Consider the following 18,891-nt stretch of genomic DNA (forward strand, 5'->3'; position numbering starts at 1 on the left):
TTTTTTGGTTTAGCCGAAAAATTGTGATATTAGGCGGGAAATGAACTAGCTTATTGTGACCGGATATTCCCAGATCGATGAAGAGGACTTGCTAGCCCGTTTGCAAGAAGGGGATGATTTAGCTTTTAAAACCGTATTTGAGCGTTACTACACTCGCCTATGTGTGTTTGCAGATCGGTATGTGCATGATAAGGAGGCCAGTAAAGATATCGTCAATGATGTATTTGTCAAATTTTGGAAAGCGCCGAAGCAATTCCACCAGCTGGATCACCTCCTTGCCAACCTTTATCTCACCACGAAGCATACGGCGCTTAATCACCAGCAAGCTGTGGTCCGTTCCATGAGGCGCAATTTTACTTACCAGGCCGAGTTCGATGATCAAGATACCCACTACCTGACCGAAATCGCCCGCACAGAAATGTTGAATGAATTGCATGCGGCGATTGCCAAGTTGCCCGAAAAGGCCGGCAGAATTGTCCGTGAAACTTACTTGGAAGGAAAATCCAATCAAGAAGTTGCTGACGAAATGGGAATCAGCTTACAGACCTTGCGTAACCAGAAAAGCCGTGCATTGACTATTTTGCGTAATAGGCTCAATAAAGACAGCTTCGAATTGCTTATTGCCGGTATCTTTGTAATCCATTATTTTTAAATTTATTTTTTTCATAGCTCTTTGGTACAAATCCGATTCGGCGTTGTATAGTATATAATGACCAATATGGCGGATGGATTTTAACAAGGAGAATACTTCGATAATTATTGGGCGAATCATTGCTCGCTCACTCAGCGGAACGATTACACCGGCTGAACAGGCGGTGCTTGACGATTGGCTGAAAGATGATAAGCATCAAGAAATTTACACAGCCATCCGTAGCGGCCAATCCATAAACGATGCGTTATCTGCGTTTGATGACTTTGATGTAAACGAAGGTTACCTAAGATTTCAAGCAGCTATTAGCACAAAGAAAAGTGCGTGGTATAAGACGTGGGCTGCTGCTGCAGCCGTATTGGTGTTCGTGGCAACAGCCGTGACCATCTATTTGATGACGCAGAAGCCAGATCAGCCCATCGCAGCGATAATGGAAAGTAATCACGATATCCCGCCCGGGGGTAATCGTGCTACACTCACCCTGGCCGATGGCCGCACGATAACCCTGGATGAAGCCCGAGACGGCATCGTCATCGGTGGCGATGAGATTACCTATAACGATGGCAACCCGCTGGCCGAAGTGGGTGGTGGTGGCATCACGCTATTGGAACTAAGTACACCAAAAGGGGGGACCTATCAAATTACGCTTTCAGACGGTACCCAAGTATGGCTGAACGCGGCATCTACGATGAAGTACCCGCCACATTTTGTGGGTAAGGAACGGGTGGTGGAACTGACCGGCGAAGCCTACTTTTCGGTGGCGAAAGATGCGAATAGGCCCTTTAAGGTGGTGAGCGCCGGACAGGAAGTCGAAGTGTTGGGTACGGAGTTCAATGTTTCAGCCTATCCAGGCGACGCGGAAACAAAGACCACCTTGGTGGAAGGTAGTGTGCAAGTCGAGAATAGCCGATCTAACGTGAAAAGGAGGCTGTCGCCGGGCGAGCAGAGTACCACCCACGGTACGTCCACTGGGATCAGCAGCGTGCCGGTGGCCCAATACATTGCCTGGAAAGCGGGTATGTTCCATTTCAAACATACGCCCTTCGTGGAAATGATGGGCCAGATCGAGCGGTGGTACGACGTGGAGATTGTCTATAAAAGCGATGTCCCGACAGATACGTTCAGCGGACGGATGCGGCGGGACGTGACCCTGCTCACGGTGCTCGACTTACTGAAAGTGTCTGAAATCGCCTACCGGCTGGAAGGAAATAAACTGATTATCGAGTAGTTAACTGATTTTTTAAACCCAATTAAAAATGAATAAGCATATGAAGATGGAATAACGAAGAGCCGGACAATAAAACAGGGAAGTGTCATCACCACTTCCCCGTGAAGTCCAGATATTGAGTGAATAACCAAGTATTAGAAACCGGATATCCAATATCCAAACCTTACAAACGTAATGATAAATTATGTAAATGACCCGTCGTGCAGGAAAAAACTGCCCGACGAACTAGCCCAATTATTCCGAATCATGAGAATAACCACGCTATTGATTATTGCAGGGTGTATGCACCTGAGCGCCAGATCGCTCTCGCAAACCGTTACGCTCCGTGTGAATAACCAGCCGATTACGAAGATCTTTGAAACGGTCGAAAAGCAAACCGGCTACCAGGTTATTTATAGCGACCGGTTTATCAAGTCTGTAAAGCCCGTCACTATCGTGGCCAGGCAGATGGCATTGGCCGATTTCCTGGAAACGATATTAACCCCTGAGGCGCTGACCTATCAAATCAAGGAACGGACCATCCTCATCGCGAAATTGAACCCCGCCCCTGAAACGGACGAGTTGGGGGTCGGCGCGGAACAGCCGAATCAGGAACGCGTAATTACTGGAAGTGTACGCGATGAACGAGGCAGCCCGCTGGTGGGGGTAACGGTATCCATTAAAGGTACCCCCGTTGCGGTGACCACTGATGCGTCTGGGAACTACCGACTACCGATTAATCAAGAAGGAACCACATTGGTGTTCTCCATGCTGGGGTTCCATACGTTGGAACAGCCTGCCGGCACCGATTCAACCATCCACGTGACGATGACCGCGGCGGTAAGCGATCTCGAAGAAGTGGTAGTAGTGGGGTACGGAACCCAAAAGCGAAGCGATCTAACGGGGTCTATAGCCTCAGCGGATATGGATGCGTTGCGCGGTACTCCCAATGTTAATGTGATGCAATCCCTGCAAGGTACGGTTCCCGGCTTAAATGTTGGGATGACGGACGAAGCAGGTGAAAACCCGGCTATTTCTGTCCGGGGCAGGACAAGCCTTTCCGGTAATAAAAACCCATTGGTTATATTGGATGGTATTATTTTCTATGGAAGTCTTACCAGCATTAACCCGAATGACATCAGATCGATAGACATCCTAAAAGATGCTAGTAGTAAAGCGATTTACGGCGCACAGGCTGCGAATGGCGTTATCCTAATCACCACAAAGAAGGGGGTAAGTGAAAAACCAATAATTACGTATACGGGTTCATATTCATTTGGTGAACCATCCAACATGCTCCAAACGCGCAACCGAGAATCGTATCTGCGTATGATCCATGACATATTTTGGATGGATGCCTATACCGAAGAATCCAATTATTTGCAGCCAAATGAAGATTTTAACATCTTGGAAACTCAACCTTTCTCCACGCCTGTTGTAGTGCGCGGTTTCCAAGAGGGTGTTGATACGGACTGGTGGCAATTGGGCACGACTGACGCCATGATTCAGCAGCATAATGCGAATATACAAGGCTCCTCGGCCAGAACAAACTATTTTCTCTCATTGGGGTACGACCGCCAACAGAATTTCATCATCAACGATAAATTTAACCGGAAATCTGCTAGAATGAATGTGGAATCACAAATTACTGATTGGTTAAATGTGGGCGCCCAAACGTTCGGTACATTCTCGGATTATTCGGATGCGTCGCCAAACATCTCGCAACTGACCCAATCCGGCCCCTTACGCTTTCCATTTGATGAAGACGGTAGCTTGATTACCGAGTTCGGCGGGGGTACCTCTAACCCGCTCATCCCCCTATATATCGATGACCTGGATCGGCGCAACGAGCTCTTCGGCAACTTCTATGTAAAGATTAAAGCCCCGTTTTTGCCGGGGCTGACGTGGGACATCAACTACGGCAACGCCCTCCGTTGGACGCGGCAGTTCCGTTCAAACCCATATGCACTTAACGAAACCGGTGAAGTACAGAAATACAATGGTGAGTTCTATAACTATACATTCGACAATATCCTGAACTATTCGCGACAAATCGGAGGTAACCATCATATCCATGCCACATTCGTAATTGGGAAGACGCATCATCAGGCTGAATCGACTACGGCAAGGGCCACGGATATCGCAAACCAGACATTGGGGTATAATGACCTGTCACAGGGAATTAACCAATTCACTACTTCAGGCTCTTGGGAGGAAACATCCCTTTACCAAATGGCCCGTCTGAACTACGCTGCTTTTTCTAAATATTATATTACAGCTACTCTCAGACGGGATGGCTTTTCTGGCTTCGCCGAAAATGAGAAAATTGGCCACTTCCCTTCGGTTGCCGCCGCCTGGACGGCGTCTGAGGAGCCTTTTATGAGTGACGCTGCTTGGCTGGATCATTTGAAGCTCCGCTTCAGCTATGGCGTGAATGGAAATCTGGTTGGGCGATATAGCTCTTTGGCCAGAATATCTGCATCAGGAGCCTATGTGTTCGGTGATGGTGGACAAACCTCCTTTGGTCATGCTCCGTCAAGTTTGCCAAACAACGATCTGAGGTGGGAACGGACACGCGGTTCCAATGCGGGCTTGGATTTCGAGATTTTCGGGGGCCGTGTCTCCGGAAATGTGGAATACTACCAGACCACCACGCGCGATTTGATCTGGAATATGGAATTACCCGTTCTCACGGGGTTCAATTCCATCATCAGTAACATTGGTCAGATTGGCAACCGTGGTCTCGAGATAGCCGTTACCGCCATACCTTTCCAGTCTGCTGATTTCCGTTGGACAGTGACAGGAAATGTGTCGCACAACAGAAACCGTATTGAAAGATTGCTCGGTGATATTGACGGCGATGGGCGGGAAGATGATTTAATTGCAAGTAATCTGTTTATCGGTGAAGCCGTCGGTGCGGTGTTCGGCTATGACGTTGACGGCATCTACCAATTGGGAGACGATATACCCGCTGGATATTATGTGGGAAGCTATCGCATTATCGACCGAAATGGTGATGGTGTCTTGTCCGCTAGTGACCGCGTTATTCTGGGTATGACCGACCCGCTGTATCATTTTGGCATACATAACCATTTGAAATACAAAGATTTTTCTTTGAAAGTCTTTATCAATTCAATACAAGGAGGCAAGACCGGGTATTTGGGAGCAAATGAACCCTTTGGTGCCAATAGCCCCCAGAATATTTCCCAAATGGGTATTTGGGAGGAAGTGGATTTTTGGACACCAAGCAATCCGGGTGCACGCTTCAGAAGCCCGGCAGGAACAAGTTCGATCAATCCTGCTCTTTATGAGAGTCGCAGTTTCGTGCGACTTCAGGATCTTATTTTATCTTACAATTTCGAACCCGATTTACTCTCAAAACTTAAACTGTCGAACCTGACGGCTACCCTATCGGGGAAAAACCTGTTCACCTGGACGAGGTGGAATGGGTGGGACCCTGAGACTGCAATGGGCATTGGTTATAACGGCCGCCCCGTCATGCGTTATTACACCTTTGGATTGGAGTTAACCTTTTAAACTTTGTTATTATGAATAGATTTATTGTTTTCTGCCTTTTCACTTTACCCTTGATCGCTTGCAAGGAAGCCGAGATACTCAGGGAAAGCCCTTCAGGTACATACACGGCAGACAACATGTATGTAACAGAAGCTCATTTTGAATCTGCTTTAGTCATGCTTTACCAGAATTATCGAAGCTTAAACTACAGTGGTAATGACAACGCATTTGATTTCTTTTGGGGCACGGATATCACGCACAGCGGTCAGGACGGCGTTGTTCGGTTTTTCAGCGACTATCCGGCTACGCTGGATCCGACTGCAGCCAAGGTTTTGTACCACTGGAACGGAAATTATAAGATTATCGCCAATGCCAACACAATTCTAAGCAGGTTACCTACATCAGAAGTGCCATCGGAAAGGCAGCATCAAATAGCTGCGGAAGCACGCTTTTTCCGTGCATTGGCTTATAAATATCTTGTTTATCTGTATGGGGGAGTCCCAGTGATTTTGGAAGAGATTACCTCTCCGAGAAATGATTTTGTACGCGCCACCAAGGAAGAGGTCATCCTGCAAATGGTCGAGGATTTGCAATTTGCAGCAGCCCACTTGCCGGACATCGCCGAGGTAGCGGCAGGAAAGGTTTCCAAAGAAGCGGCCAACCATTTGTTGGCCGAATCGGCTCTCGCAGCCGGGGAATATGAACTGGCAATCGCCGCCGGCAGTCTCGTGATTGATAATCCTGCACTGGCATTAATGACATCGCGCTTTGGCTCACGCAGTAACGAGCCGGGCGATGTTTATTGGGACCTCTTCCAACGAAACAACCAAAACCGAAGTAGCGGCAATACAGAGGGCATTTTCATTATCCAGTTTGAGCCTGATGTTATTGGGGGTGGGCAATTGTCGACAGCAAGGACAGGGTATCATTTGGAGCGGTTTCATGCGCCGAACACGCCTTTGGCCACCGATCCGGATAATAGAAACCTGATAGCAGAAGGCTTTCTTTGGACATCGCACAACGGTCGTGGCGTCGGTTGGTTAACACCCACATTCCATTTTTCTAACGAAATCTGGTATGACGAAGAGGGAGACATAGACTATCGGGACATGCGCGTGTCGGAATACAACTTTCCACGTGGTATATGGTATAACAATCCGAATGGCCCCGAAAGATACCAAAATGTTTACTTTGATATCAACACCGATGAAAACCAATACCGATTGGAAAATTTTGGTATGTGGTCTCGAGGTATTTATCCATATCAGACAAAAGTCACGACACCTGGAGACCATCCGGTCAATATGATTCTTGACTCAGAGACCATGCAGCTCCGGGATGCAGCCGGCGTTACGTATACAGATTGGTATGACATGCGGTTGGCCGAAACCTATTTGCTTCGTGCCGAGGCATACATGATGAGTGGGAATGCTGGTTCTGCTGCGGCCGACGTCAATACTGTTAGAGAGCGAGCTGGTGCGATTCCCGTAGACGCGGCCGCCATTGATCTGGATTTCATTTTGGATGAGCGCCTCCGCGAGTTAGGTATGGAAGAAAAGCGCCGACTGACGTTGAGCAGGGTGGGGCGCCTGTACACAAACACGGTGAAATACAATCGCTATAATGCTGATGACATCCAGGAGCATCATCAGCTTTTCCCAATCCCGCAAAGTGAAATTGACGCAAACATTGGGGCAGAACTAAAACAGAATCCGGGATACAACTAAACAGATGGACGATCGTATGAATATGAAAAGTAAAATGATAAGCAAATTAACATGGATTGTGCTGTTTTCTTTCAACTGCCTGTCATGTAGTACGTCCGACCAGCCGGACTTGGGAGCCGATATCATCATCTACGGCGGCACCTCGGCCGCCATCACCGCTGCAGTGCAGGCCAAGAAATCGGGCAAATCAGTTATTGTGGTCTCACCCGATACGCATCTCGGTGGCCTGTCATCGGGCGGTTTGGGTTTTACGGATACCGGCAATAAATCGGTCATCGGAGGGCTCGCGCGCGATTTCTACCACCGGGTGTACCTGCATTACGATGACAGTGCCGCCTGGAAGTGGCAGCAACATTCGGAATATGGCAATAAAGGCCAGGGCACGCCGGCGATGGATGGCGATGCCCGCACCATGTGGATTTTTGAACCGCACGTAGCGGAGCAGGTCTTTGAAGATTATGTGAGGGAATACGACCTTGACGTTCGCCGCGATGAGTGGCTCGACCGCGAAAGCGGGGTGGTGAAGCAGGATGGCCGGATTGTTTCCATTACCATGCTGAGCGGAAATACGTATACCGGCAAGGTGTTCATCGACGCGACCTATGAGGGCGACCTGATGGCAGCTGCAGGGGTGAGCTACCACGTGGGCCGGGAGGCGAACAGCACGTATGACGAGAAATGGAACGGGGTGCAGACGGGCGTGCTGCACCATGGTCACTGGTTCAAAAGTGATATCAGTCCGTATAAGGTGCCCGGCGACAGCACCAGTGGACTACTGTATGGTGTATCGGGCGAGCACCCGGGGAAATACGGCGAGGGCGACCACCGCGTGCAAGCCTATTGCTTCCGGATGTGCCTGAGCAATCACCCGGATAACCGGGTGGCTTTCCCCAAGCCCGACAATTACAACGCTGAGCATTACGAGCTGCTGGCACGGGTATTCGCCTCGGGCTGGCGGGAAACGTTCCGGAAATTCGATCCGATCCCGAACCGGAAGACCGATACGAACAACCATGGCCCGTTCAGCACGGATTTCATCGGGATGAACTACGACTACCCCGAGGGCAGCTATGAGCGCCGGAAGGAAATCATCAAGGAACACGAAGACTATCAGAAAGGGTTGATGTATTTCCTGGCGAACGACCCGCAGGTGCCGGAGGATGTGCGGGCGGAGATGGCGCAATGGGGCCTGGCCGCTGACGAGTTTACGGACAACGGTAACTGGCCACACCAGCTGTACATCCGCGAGGCACGCCGGATGGTGGGGCAATACGTGATGACCGAGCATGACACGTTCAGCGAACGCGCGGTTACCGACCCGGTAGGCATGGGTTCCTACACGCTGGATTCGCACAACGTGCAGCGTTACATAAAGCCGAACGGTTATGTGCAGAACGAAGGGGATATCGGTGTTTCGCCGGGGCAGCCTTACCAGATTTCGTATGGCTCGCTGGTTCCGAAACAAGAAGAATGTACGAATCTGTTGGTCCCGGTCTGCCTGTCGAGCTCGCACATCGCATTCGGCTCGATCCGCATGGAACCAGTGTTCATGATCCTGGGCCAGAGTGCCGCATTGGCTGCCTCGTTGGCAATCGATAACGGAACGGATGTGCAGGACGTGGAATATGCGGCACTTGAAAAGGGGCTGCTAGCCGAGAAACAGGTGTTGTCTGCATCAGTCGAATAATTTATATTTGGCCCCTAATCATAAGTATAACCACCGGATGATAAAACCGAATTGATGGAATTCCTCAACGGCGTCAACGCGCTCACCCTTGTTTTCGCATCGCTTTTGATCTTTGCGATTGCCTACCGTTTCTACGGCATCTTCATGGCCAACCGTGTTTTGCGGCTTAATTCGGCCAACGCTACTCCGGCGGTATCGCTGGCCGACGGCCGTGACTACGTTGCCACGGACCGCAATGTGCTTTTCGGCCACCACTTTGCGGCGATTGCCGCTGCGGGACCTCTGGTGGGCCCGGTGCTTGCGGCACAGTTCGGCTATCTACCGGGAGCGCTGTGGATCCTGATCGGCTGCGTGCTGGGCGGCGGGGTGCATGACATGGTGGTGCTGTTCGCCTCGGTGCGGCACAAAGGCCAGAGCCTGGCCACGATTGCCAGCAGGGAGATCGGCCGCACCACGGGTGCCATCGCCGGTGTTGCCGTGCTGTTCATCCTCATCCTTACACTGGCGGGTCTTTCGCTGGCCTGCATCGGTGCGATGCACGAGGCCCCGTGGTCGCTGTTCACGGTGATCGCCACGATGCCTATCGCGGTGATCATGGGGCTGATCATGCGCTACCGTGCCGGCAGCGTCACGCTGGCGAGCATCCTTGGGGGCGCGCTGCTGATCGCGGCCATCATCGGCGGGCACGGGCTGATGGAGCATGAAGCCATCGCCAGCCTGTTCCATTGGAACGTAGAGACAATTTCAATAGCCATCGCGGTGTATGGTTTCCTGGCCTCGGTGCTTCCGGTGTGGCTGCTGCTGGTGCCGCGCGACTACCTGTCGACCTACCTGAAGATCGGCACGATCCTGTTGCTGGCGGTGGGCATCGTTTTCGTGCACCCGGTGCTGGAGATGCCTGCACTCACGGAGTTTGCGGCCGGTGGCGGCCCGGTCATCGGCGGTCCGGTGCTTCCGTTCATCTTCATCGTGATCGCCTGCGGTGCCATCTCGGGTTTCCATGCCATCATTGCCACGGGCACCACGCCGAAGATGCTGGGCAACGAGCGGGACATCCTTTTCGTGGGCTACGGTGCGATGCTGGTTGAAGGGTTCGTTGCGCTGATGGCCCTGATCGCGGCCTGCACGCTGATGCCGGGCGACTACTTCGCGATCAACACACCCACGGCAGCCTACGACGCATTCCTGGCGGCCCACCCGGACCTCCACCAGGTGGACCTTCCGTATTTCGTGGAGAAGATCGGCGTGGAGCTTCAGGGGCGCACTGGCGGGGCGGTTTCGCTGGCTGTGGGCATGGCCCACATCTTCAACCGGATCCCGTTCATGGATGAGGTGATAGCATACTGGTACAACTTCGCGGTGATGTTCGAGGCGGTGTTCATCCTGACGGCTATCGATGCTGGTACGCGCGTGGGACGTTTCTTCCTGCAGGAGATGCTTGGTGGGGTGATCCCCAGATTCCGCGACACAAACTGGGCCCCTGGGGGCATCATCGCGGGGTTGCTGTTCACGTTCGCCTGGGGGTACCTGGTCTACACGGGCAATGTAAGCAGCATCTGGCCGCTGTTCGGTATCAGCAACCAGCTGCTGGCTGCGTGCGGGCTGATTGTTTGCACCACGATGCTGATCCGGCTGAACCGTGGGAAATATGCGCTTTGCTCGGCTATACCCGGGGTGTTCATGGCGGTGATCACGTTCTGGGCGGGTTATGCGCAGGTGATGGATATTTACCTGCCCAACGGCCAGTACCTGCTGGCCTCGCTGGCGGTGTTGGCGATGGTGCTGATGCTCATCGTTTTCATCGGCGCGTTCCGGAAGTGGTACCGGCTGCTGGGCATGCCTGCCGACAAGACCGATGCCTACGGCGAAACCGTGAAGGAATTGGTAGGGTGATGATGCGATTGCATATAAAAGCGAATTTATCTAAGTTTGCCCATGCNAAGACCGATGCCTACGGCGAAACCGTGAAGGAATTGGTAGGGTGATGATGCGATTGCATATAAAAGCGAATTTATCTAAGTTTGCCCATGCAAAGCGATGAGAAAATACATGAACCGTAGGGCTTCCATACGTACGATGTTATATATTGCCGGGGGTACATTGGTGCTCCCGGCATGTTTCCGGCAATCCGGCCGTGCCAGTATCGAATTGGTAAACTTAAAGGTCAGTGATGAGGACGAGACGTTGTTGGAAATACTCGTTGAGACACTGATCCCCACAACCGATACACCGGGTGGTCGTGAGTTGCTGCTGCACCTTTTCGTACTGAAAATGGTGGACGACTGCCACAGCCCGGAAGACCAGCAATCGTTTGTCAGGGGGCTGCAATCGTTCGACGGCTGGGCCAGGAACGAGCTTGGAGTCCCTTTCGGGGATGCCGAAAATGAACGCCGCGAGCGGTTACTGGAGCGTATCGGAGATGCAGGCGATGCTGTGGGTAAGTTTTTCTCGCTGCTGAAGAGGCGGACTATCCAGGGGTATATGAATTCGCAGTACGTGATGACAAACCTGGTCAAGTATGAGCTGGTGCCGGGTAGATATAATGGCTATTTCCCGATGGAAACAGCCGATGGTTCAACCGAAAAAGTAGAAGGCTGGTAGGTATGGCGAATATTGCTATAGACAGTGTGAAGGAACGTACGTTTGATGCCATTGTGATAGGTTCCGGGGCAAGCGGAGGCTGGGCAGCGAAGGAATTAACAGAAAAGGGGCTGAAGACACTGCTTTTGGAGCGTGGCCGCGATGTGGTACATGTAAAAGATTATCCAACCACGAACCTTTATCCGTATGAACTGGAGCACCGCGGGGAGATCACCCATGCAGACAAAATGGCCAATCCCATTGCAAACCGGTGCTATGCCTACCGGGAAGACTCACGGCACTTTTTCGTGAAAGACGATGAGCATCCCTATATCCAGGAAAAAGATTTCGATTGGATAAGGGGCTACCAAGTGGGGGGCAAGACCCTGCTATGGGCGCGGCAGACGCAGCGGTGGAGTGAATACGATTTCGAGGGACCTGCCCGTGATGGTTTTGCTGTGGATTGGCCCATACGCTATGCCGATATCGCACCATGGTATAGCTATGTGGAACGGTTCGTCGGCATTGCGGGGAACAAAGACGGGTTGGCAACCCTGCCAGACGGCGAATTCCTGCCAGGATACCCTCTGAATGCCGTGGAAGACCATTTCCGTAATTCGGTAGATCGGCACTTCAAGGGGCGACATATCATCAGCGCACGGTGTGCGCACCTTTCGAAACCGCAGCCCATCCACATCGAACAAGGGCGGGTGCAATGCCAGAATCGGATACTATGCCAGCGCGGGTGCCCGTTCGGCGGCTATTTCAGCAGTAACGCCTCCACCATACCCTGGGCACAGAAAACCGGCAACCTTACACTTCGCCCCCATTCGGTAGCACATTCGGTGCTGTATGATGAGGAATCCGGCCAGGCTACCGGGGTGAAAGTAATCGATACCAACACGTTGGAAGAGATCGATTTCTACGCGAAGGTAGTTTTCGTGAACGGGTCGACATTGAATACCAACCTGATCCTGCTCAACTCGGTTTCCGATCGGTTTCCCAATGGTTTGGGGAATGACAACGGATTGATGGGCAAGTTTGTGGCCTTCCATAATTATACGGCCCGGATCAGTGCGGAATATGACGGCTTGCTCCAATACCGTACCGATGGGCGGAATCCTGCCGGAGGTGGTTATATCCCCAACTTCAGGAACGTGGAAAAGCAGGAAACTGATTTCCTCCGCGGCTGGGCAGCTGCATTCGGTGCCAGCCGGTACGAAAACCGCGACAGCAGCGGGGTGGGCGGTGCGCTGAAGGCGGGCCTCCTCAACGGGAAGTGGAGCAACTGGCGGGTACACTCGCACATGATGGCCGAGACTATCCCGAAGGAAGAGAACCGTGTGTGGCTGGATGCAGACAAGAAAGATAAATGGGGCGTACCGCTGCTGCATGTGTCTGTCGATTATGCTGATGACGACTGGCAGCGCCGGCAGGATTACTACGACCGGATGACGGAAATGTACGAAGCCGCCGGGTTTACCAACATCAAAACCCAAGACGACGGCCGCCGGCCTGGGAACGATATCCATGAGATGGGCGGAGTGCGCATGGGCCACGACCCGAAGACCTCACTGCTGAACAAATGGAACCAGCTACACCTGTGCAAAAATGTATACGTGACCGACGGTGCCTGCATGACCTCCACGGCAACGCAGAATCCCACGCTTACCTACATGGCGCTTGCGGCACGTGCCGTGAATCACGCAGTGCAGGAACTGAAGCAAGGTTAGCGGCGTATCCGCTGGGCAGCATCGGCGGCAACAATCAGGCCGGCTGCCATCATGATTACGTCTTTCAATACCAATCGCCCCGCGCCGGAAAGATACGGGAACCCGTGCTGTGGGGTGGGGAAATCACCCCCTAAATTGGGTACATACACTTCGGGCGTCGTAATAAGGAAGGACAGGGTAACGATTGACATAACCACGGTCAATAGCCCACCTATGACACCCAATTTGGCCGACCAGATACCGGCGAGGGTCAACAGACCGATGATAACGATGACGGTACCCAGGCCGTACGAAAATAAATAGGTGTTATTGGCTCGGTGCCACTCAATGTTTTTAGTAACCGTCTTTCCCTCTGGGTTTTTATACTGTTGGTACTCGGGGGCGTCCTTCGCATAGAAGAAACTCATAAAAGGGCTATTTGCCACAAAAGGAACAATGCCATCGGCCTCGTATTGGAATGCTTTCAGTCCGCCAATCCACGCCATGACGATAAAAATGGCAATTCGCGCGAAATGAATGAAGTTCCGTTGCCCCCGTATCAAAAAATCAACCAAATAATTCATGTAACTCAATGTTTAAGCGAACAAAAGTAGCTGGTTTGACCGGCCCATCACATGGACAATCGCGGCTTCATCATGGACTTTTTTGCGCTACGATAGAAATGCCAACCTGTTCCCGGAAGCTTGATGGCGAAATACCTACATATTTTTTGAAGTACCTGCTGAAATAATGCTCGTCATCAAAGCCCAGCTTGGCAGCAATTTCCTTGACGGATAGGTAGGTAAGGTGCAGTTGCTTTTTGGATTCCAGTATGACACGTTCCTGGATGAAGGCAGAAGGGGTTTTGCCAAGCTGCTGTTTTATTTTCTTGCCGAAAGCGCTTAGGCTGAGGTTTAGCCTTTCGGCATAAAACTGGGTAGACCGATTGATGGTAAAAAAATCCTCCAGCAGTTGCTGGAATAGCAAGCCCTCGGCGCCTTCGAGGCTGGGATCAATCAATGGGCTGGCATCAATCAGCTGTTTTTTGGCCTTGCTGGCCAGCGCGAGGATGAGTTGAAGGTAGGCTTTAATGACCGACTCGGAAAACGCAGCGTCAGCACCGTCTTCTACACGCATTTTGTCGACGATCAGCTCAATCTCCCGATAAACACTCCCGTCGACAGGAACAACGGGTTGCAGGTAAATATTGTTGAATAGCAGTCCGTTGCAGGCGACTTCCTTTTTGTGGAACTCAATGCAGTAAAAGTCGCCGTGGAACAATACCCGCGTGGCAGGTTCCGTGGGTGCGGATTGCCAAGCGAGATGCTGGTAAGGGCTGAGGAACAATAAAGCTGTGGATGTGTTCTTATATTCTGTGAAGTCGACAACAAATTCCGCGGGGTGGGCCAGCAAGATGATCTGATAGCATGAGCTGTCTTCCTGGGGGGTACTCGTTTGTAAATTTACGGTGTCCACACAAAATTGCATAGGTCAAAAATAGCAGATTAAAATGATTGTCGGTTTGATATTTTGTTTCAACCCTTGGATTTTCAATATTTTTTTAAGTATGTTTGTGGAAGCGAAGCTAATCAATATATAAATGTAGTGGCGCCTTTTACTCCTTAAGGTTCTCATCACTGGTTAAACGGGAGGAATTATGGACCAAAGCTACTTTTGCTCAAAGGCTTCAAGCGATGAAGCACTTGTCTTGCGTATCCAGCAGGGCGACAGGGAAGCATACACACGATTTTATGAACGGCATCGTAAAGCGATGTACCTTTCGGCCTACCATTTATTACGCGATGATGAAGAGGCGCACGACGCTGTGCAGGAATTGTTCGCGACCGTATGGCAGCACGCTGACCGGATAGACACAAAAGGCAATATCAAAGGCTACCTCTACACGGTTTTGCGTAACCGGATTCTCACCGTGTTGAGCCGCAGCAAGCACTTCGATGAATACATCAACTCTTATCTTGCTTTCGAACAGCAAGCTGTCAGCACTACCGAGGAAGCCGTACTTGCACGCGAATTGGAGCAACTGTTGGAAGAGAAAATCAGCCAGTTACCTCCCAAGATGCGCGAAGTGTATGAACTTTCTTGGAATGACCACTTAAGCAATAAGGAAATCGCCGAGCGTATGGCTATCAGCGAGGGTACCGTAAAACAACACAAACACCAAGCCATGCGCATTCTGCGCGGCAAATTGCAGCGGTTGGTATCCGTCTTATTACTTTTTTAGAAAAAGTTTCAAGTCGACTATAACCTTTACTCCCCCCATTAGTATAACTATTAAAAGGGATGAGAACCTTTGGGGGCCAATTGTAAATTAGCATGCAAGAGCAAGAAAAAATCAGGCAATTATTTGAACGGTACCGAGCAGGCCGATGTACACCCGAGGAGCAGGCGCGCTTGCACGTATGGTTTAATCAGTATGCGGCGAACGAAGCCCATGGGCTTGATGATCTGGCCGAACGGTTCGCTGCGGAACGTACGGAAGCAAAGAGACGATGGCTGCGATGGTTTCCTTATGTAGCTGCGGCAGCTGCGATTCTAATAACCACGCTTATATGGAATTTTAACGACGATTCGGCTGAAAGTCCTGAGTCCGAGATGGTCCTGACACCGGGTGATATTCCGCCGGGCGGAAATCGGGCCACGCTCACATTGGCCGATGGCCGAAAAATCGATCTGAGCGAAATGCAGTCGGGTATTGTGGTTGGGAATGAGCGTATATTGTATGAAGAGGGTGCGGAGGAGTTGGTTGATCTGGAAGCTGAAGAGATTATCCCGCTCGTGCTGTCTACGCCGAAAGGCGGAACTTACCAGATTACGCTCGCTGATGGTACGAAGGTATGGTTGAACGCGGCGTCTACGCTCCAGTATCCTTCTCGGTTCGACGGTAAAGAGCGTGTGGTTGAGCTTGAAGGCGAAGCCTATTTTGCGGTGACGAAAGATGCGGCCAGGCCGTTTCGGGTGGTGAGCCATGGCCAACAAATCGAGGTGCTGGGCACCGAGTTCAACGTGGCTGCGTATGCCGATGATGCCGAAGTGAAAACCACCTTGGTGGAAGGTAGGGTGGCGCTGCAGATCAACGCCAGTGGGGAGCGCATGTTTTTAGCTCCCAATGAACAAAGTGTGCTGCAGGGGGCGACAATACGTAAGCAGCAGGTGGATGTGGGCCCATATATCGCCTGGAAGGACGGTAATTTCCATTTTCATAATACGCCCCTTTCGGAGATGATGACCCAGATGTCCAGGTGGTACGACATCGACGTGGCTTATGAGAAGGAGATTCCGAACGAGATGTTTAACGGCACGTTATCCAGGAATGTGAGCCTCCGGACGGTATTGGACCTGCTTCGGATTTCGGAAGTAAAATACCGAATCGAAGGAGACCGGCTAATTATTGAATGAGTGAGTAAATCAATTATATGACTAATTTAAACCAAGATGTGATGAAAGAGAAAGATACAACATGATCAGCGGTATCGGAAAAAAACATACAGGGAAGATGCACCACCATCTCCCCTGCGATGTTGGATAACACACGTAAGAGTAAATAGTAATTAACACTTTATTATCCAATCACTGCAAACTTAGGTATAAGGAACGTATTGGACAAATGATAAATGCGTTGTCCCCTTAGTATGCAGTGGCAAATGTAAGCCATGAGTATAATCGTAAATGCCCTGAAATCCAGCAATAGTTGGCAGGGCGTAAATCAATTTTTGTTCATTATGAAATTAACGGCGGTGTTCTTATTGGTTGGGTGTTTGCACCTCAGCGCCGCGTCCTATTCGCAAACAATTACACTTGAAGCTAAAGAATCTACCTTGAAGGATGTGTTCAATGCTATCCAACGGCAAACGGATTATAATGTTGTATATAATGTTCGGTTTCTCAGACATACTAAACCAGTGAACATTTCTGTTAAGCAAATGCCTTTAGAAGCGTTTCTTGCAAGAGTATTGGATAACCAAGCGTTAACATATGATATCCGGGAGAAAACAATCCTGATTGGGCAAGCTAAAGAAAAGAAAGCTGCCGCTTTAATGAACGGTGAACGTGAAATGCGCCAAGAACGACAAATCACCGGTCGGGTAACTGATGAATCAGATGTGCCCCTGGAAGGGGTTACGGTAGCTTTGAAAGGAACAGAATCAAGAGTGATTACTGATGTGAATGGTTATTTTCGGCTCAATGTGACGGGCGGTAGTAGCGTATTGGTATTTACGATGGTTGGATTTGACGACATAGAACATGCCATTGGAGGTCAAAACGTAGTCAATATTTCCATGAAGGCTGTCGTAAGTGATTTGGATGAAGTTGTCGTTGTGGGATATGGAACGCAGAAGAAGATAAATGTTACGGGATCGGTGAGTTCCATTTCTGCAAAAGATTTAGCCAACAGGCCGATTACCAATTCGACCCAGGCCCTGCAGGGGGTAACAGGTGTATACGTTAACCAAGCAGGCGGGCAACCGGGGAAAGACGGCGCTACTTTAAGGATTCGCGGACAGGGGACGTTCAACAACAATAATCCGTTGGTATTGGTAGATGGGATTGAGTTTCCTTTGTCTGATATTAATCCAAATGATATAGAAAATATATCGGTTCTCAAAGATGCGGCTTCAGCCTCAATCTACGGTAACCGGGCGGCAAACGGTGTTATCCTTGTAACAACGAAATCCGGTTCGGCGGGCGAGACGGCTATCAATTATAATAACTATGTGGGCGTGCAGGCCCCTACATATTTGCCTGAGACGGTTAAGGACCCAGTCCGGTTCATGGAATTAAGAAACCAAGCGGGCTACAATGCTGGTAAAATGCAACCCTTCTATTCGGTTGAAGATATCGACGAGTATCGCAACGGGACGGACCCTTATGTGTATCCGCGTAATGATTGGATCGATATCATGTTTAATAATGCGCTCATCCAAGAGCATAATCTGCGGATTTCTGGGGGAACCGATAAGCTGGGTTTCTCGGTGTCCGGTGGTTATCTTGATCAGGAAGGGGTATTGATGGGTACCGGTGGAGGACGGTTTTCCGTTAGATCAGGGCTGACTTACCGGTATAAGGAATGGTTGAAGCTTGGAACCGATCTTTCCGTTATTCAGCGAAATAGCAACGAACCGGCAACCACTGCGGGAACAATGATGGAAATGGTGTTTAAGGCACAAGGGTTTCATCCAACTTATCTTGAAGACGGCAGATATGCCGACACTTGGATACGATCGCCCGGCCATAATGTGTACAGACATCCGTTGGTTTGGGCAAATGAAGGTTTTTTTAACACCAAACGATTGAATGGTATCCTAAACTTCAGTGCCGAAGTTACCTTGCCTTTTGGCATCACATACAACGCCAAGATTGGCTTCTCGAAGTTTTCTACATTTGAAGAACGTTTTGTACCCGACATCTTTATGTATCAGGTGAAAACGCTTGCTGAACAGCGGGTTGATTATTATACACCAAATAAAAACCGACATGCTTACAAAAATCAGGCAGACGGGATTAACACAACCCTATATAACACTTTGAACTACGAATCCTCCTTTGCTGGCCAGCACCATCTGAAAGTACTTTTAGGTAGCAGCTTTGAAAAATTCGAAGATCGATTTTTCAACTCGTTGATTGAAGGTTTTTTGGGTAATTCACTGACTGAATTGAATGCAGGGTCAATCAACCCACAAGTCGGAGGTACATCGAATATGAACGTCTTGATAGGGACATTCGGTCGAGTGAACTACGACTATGCAAGTAAATGGTTCTATGACGATTTGTATGGCTAAATTAGCTGATCAACC

Annotated in this window: 13 protein-coding genes; 11 read left to right on the top strand and 2 right to left on the bottom strand. The window is 50.3% G+C overall.

Translation table 11 applies throughout. The features are described from left to right. Positions 1-55 precede the first annotated feature (55 nt). The 8 genes from NGM62_RS10580 to NGM62_RS10615 all read left to right on the top strand — a co-directional run bounded on the left by NGM62_RS10580 (position 56) and on the right by NGM62_RS10615 (position 13,099). Positions 56-652: an RNA polymerase sigma-70 factor gene (locus NGM62_RS10580; protein ID WP_262247814.1), complete on the top strand. Its 597-nt coding sequence runs from the start codon at positions 56-58 to the stop codon at positions 650-652. A 73-nt stretch (positions 653-725) separates the two neighbouring features. Beyond that, positions 726-1,877 (top strand): FecR family protein, encoded by a 1,152-nt coding sequence (locus NGM62_RS10585; RefSeq protein ID WP_262247816.1) that lies wholly within the window; start codon positions 726-728, stop codon positions 1,875-1,877. A gap of 246 nt (positions 1,878-2,123) precedes the next feature. Next, positions 2,124-5,393, top strand: coding sequence for a SusC/RagA family TonB-linked outer membrane protein (locus NGM62_RS10590; RefSeq protein ID WP_262247818.1), 3,270 nt, complete (start codon positions 2,124-2,126; stop codon positions 5,391-5,393). Positions 5,394-5,404: 11 nt separating this feature from the next. Next, on the top strand, positions 5,405-7,099 hold the full coding sequence (locus tag NGM62_RS10595; protein ID WP_262247819.1) for a RagB/SusD family nutrient uptake outer membrane protein: 1,695 nt from the start codon (positions 5,405-5,407) through the stop codon (positions 7,097-7,099). A 34-nt stretch (positions 7,100-7,133) separates the two neighbouring features. Next, positions 7,134-8,786, top strand: a complete 1,653-nt coding sequence (locus NGM62_RS10600; RefSeq protein ID WP_262247821.1) for an FAD-dependent oxidoreductase — start codon at positions 7,134-7,136, stop codon at positions 8,784-8,786. Positions 8,787-8,840: 54 nt separating this feature from the next. After that, the gene (locus tag NGM62_RS10605; RefSeq protein ID WP_262247822.1) at positions 8,841-10,679 is read left to right on the top strand and encodes a carbon starvation CstA family protein; all 1,839 of its coding nucleotides are present in this window, start codon (positions 8,841-8,843) and stop codon (positions 10,677-10,679) included. Between the two features lie 144 nt (positions 10,680-10,823). After that, a complete protein-coding gene (locus NGM62_RS10610; RefSeq protein WP_262247825.1) occupies positions 10,824-11,387 on the top strand; it encodes a gluconate 2-dehydrogenase subunit 3 family protein in 564 nt (187 codons plus the stop codon). Between the two features lie 2 nt (positions 11,388-11,389). After that, positions 11,390-13,099, top strand: a complete 1,710-nt coding sequence (locus tag NGM62_RS10615; RefSeq protein WP_262247827.1) for a GMC oxidoreductase — start codon at positions 11,390-11,392, stop codon at positions 13,097-13,099. Here NGM62_RS10615 and NGM62_RS10620 read toward each other — a convergent pair. Then, complete coding sequence (locus NGM62_RS10620; protein WP_262247829.1) at positions 13,096-13,662, bottom strand: YkgB family protein; 567 nt, start codon at positions 13,660-13,662, stop codon at positions 13,096-13,098. The two genes, NGM62_RS10615 and NGM62_RS10620, sit on opposite strands and share 4 nt — an antisense overlap. Positions 13,663-13,732: 70 nt before the next feature. Beyond that, on the bottom strand, positions 13,733-14,554 hold the full coding sequence (locus tag NGM62_RS10625) for a helix-turn-helix domain-containing protein (RefSeq protein WP_262247830.1): 822 nt from the start codon (positions 14,552-14,554) through the stop codon (positions 13,733-13,735). A 181-nt stretch (positions 14,555-14,735) separates the two neighbouring features. On the opposite strand from NGM62_RS10625, the gene NGM62_RS10630 reads away from it, so the two are divergent. From NGM62_RS10630 to NGM62_RS10640, 3 genes are all read left to right on the top strand, one after another. Next, positions 14,736-15,320 carry an RNA polymerase sigma factor gene (locus tag NGM62_RS10630; RefSeq protein WP_262247831.1) on the top strand — a complete coding sequence of 195 codons (585 nt, stop codon included), beginning with the start codon at positions 14,736-14,738 and terminating at the stop codon, positions 15,318-15,320. A 92-nt stretch (positions 15,321-15,412) separates the two neighbouring features. Continuing rightward, positions 15,413-16,495, top strand: a complete 1,083-nt coding sequence (locus tag NGM62_RS10635; protein WP_262247834.1) for a FecR family protein — start codon at positions 15,413-15,415, stop codon at positions 16,493-16,495. Positions 16,496-16,749: 254 nt separating this feature from the next. Then, a complete protein-coding gene (locus NGM62_RS10640) occupies positions 16,750-18,876 on the top strand; it encodes a SusC/RagA family TonB-linked outer membrane protein (RefSeq protein WP_262247837.1) in 2,127 nt (708 codons plus the stop codon). The last annotated feature ends 15 nt before the right edge of the window (positions 18,877-18,891 follow it).

The organism is Parapedobacter soli, assembly GCF_025460835.1.
GTDB classification, from domain to species: domain Bacteria; phylum Bacteroidota; class Bacteroidia; order Sphingobacteriales; family Sphingobacteriaceae; genus Parapedobacter; species Parapedobacter soli.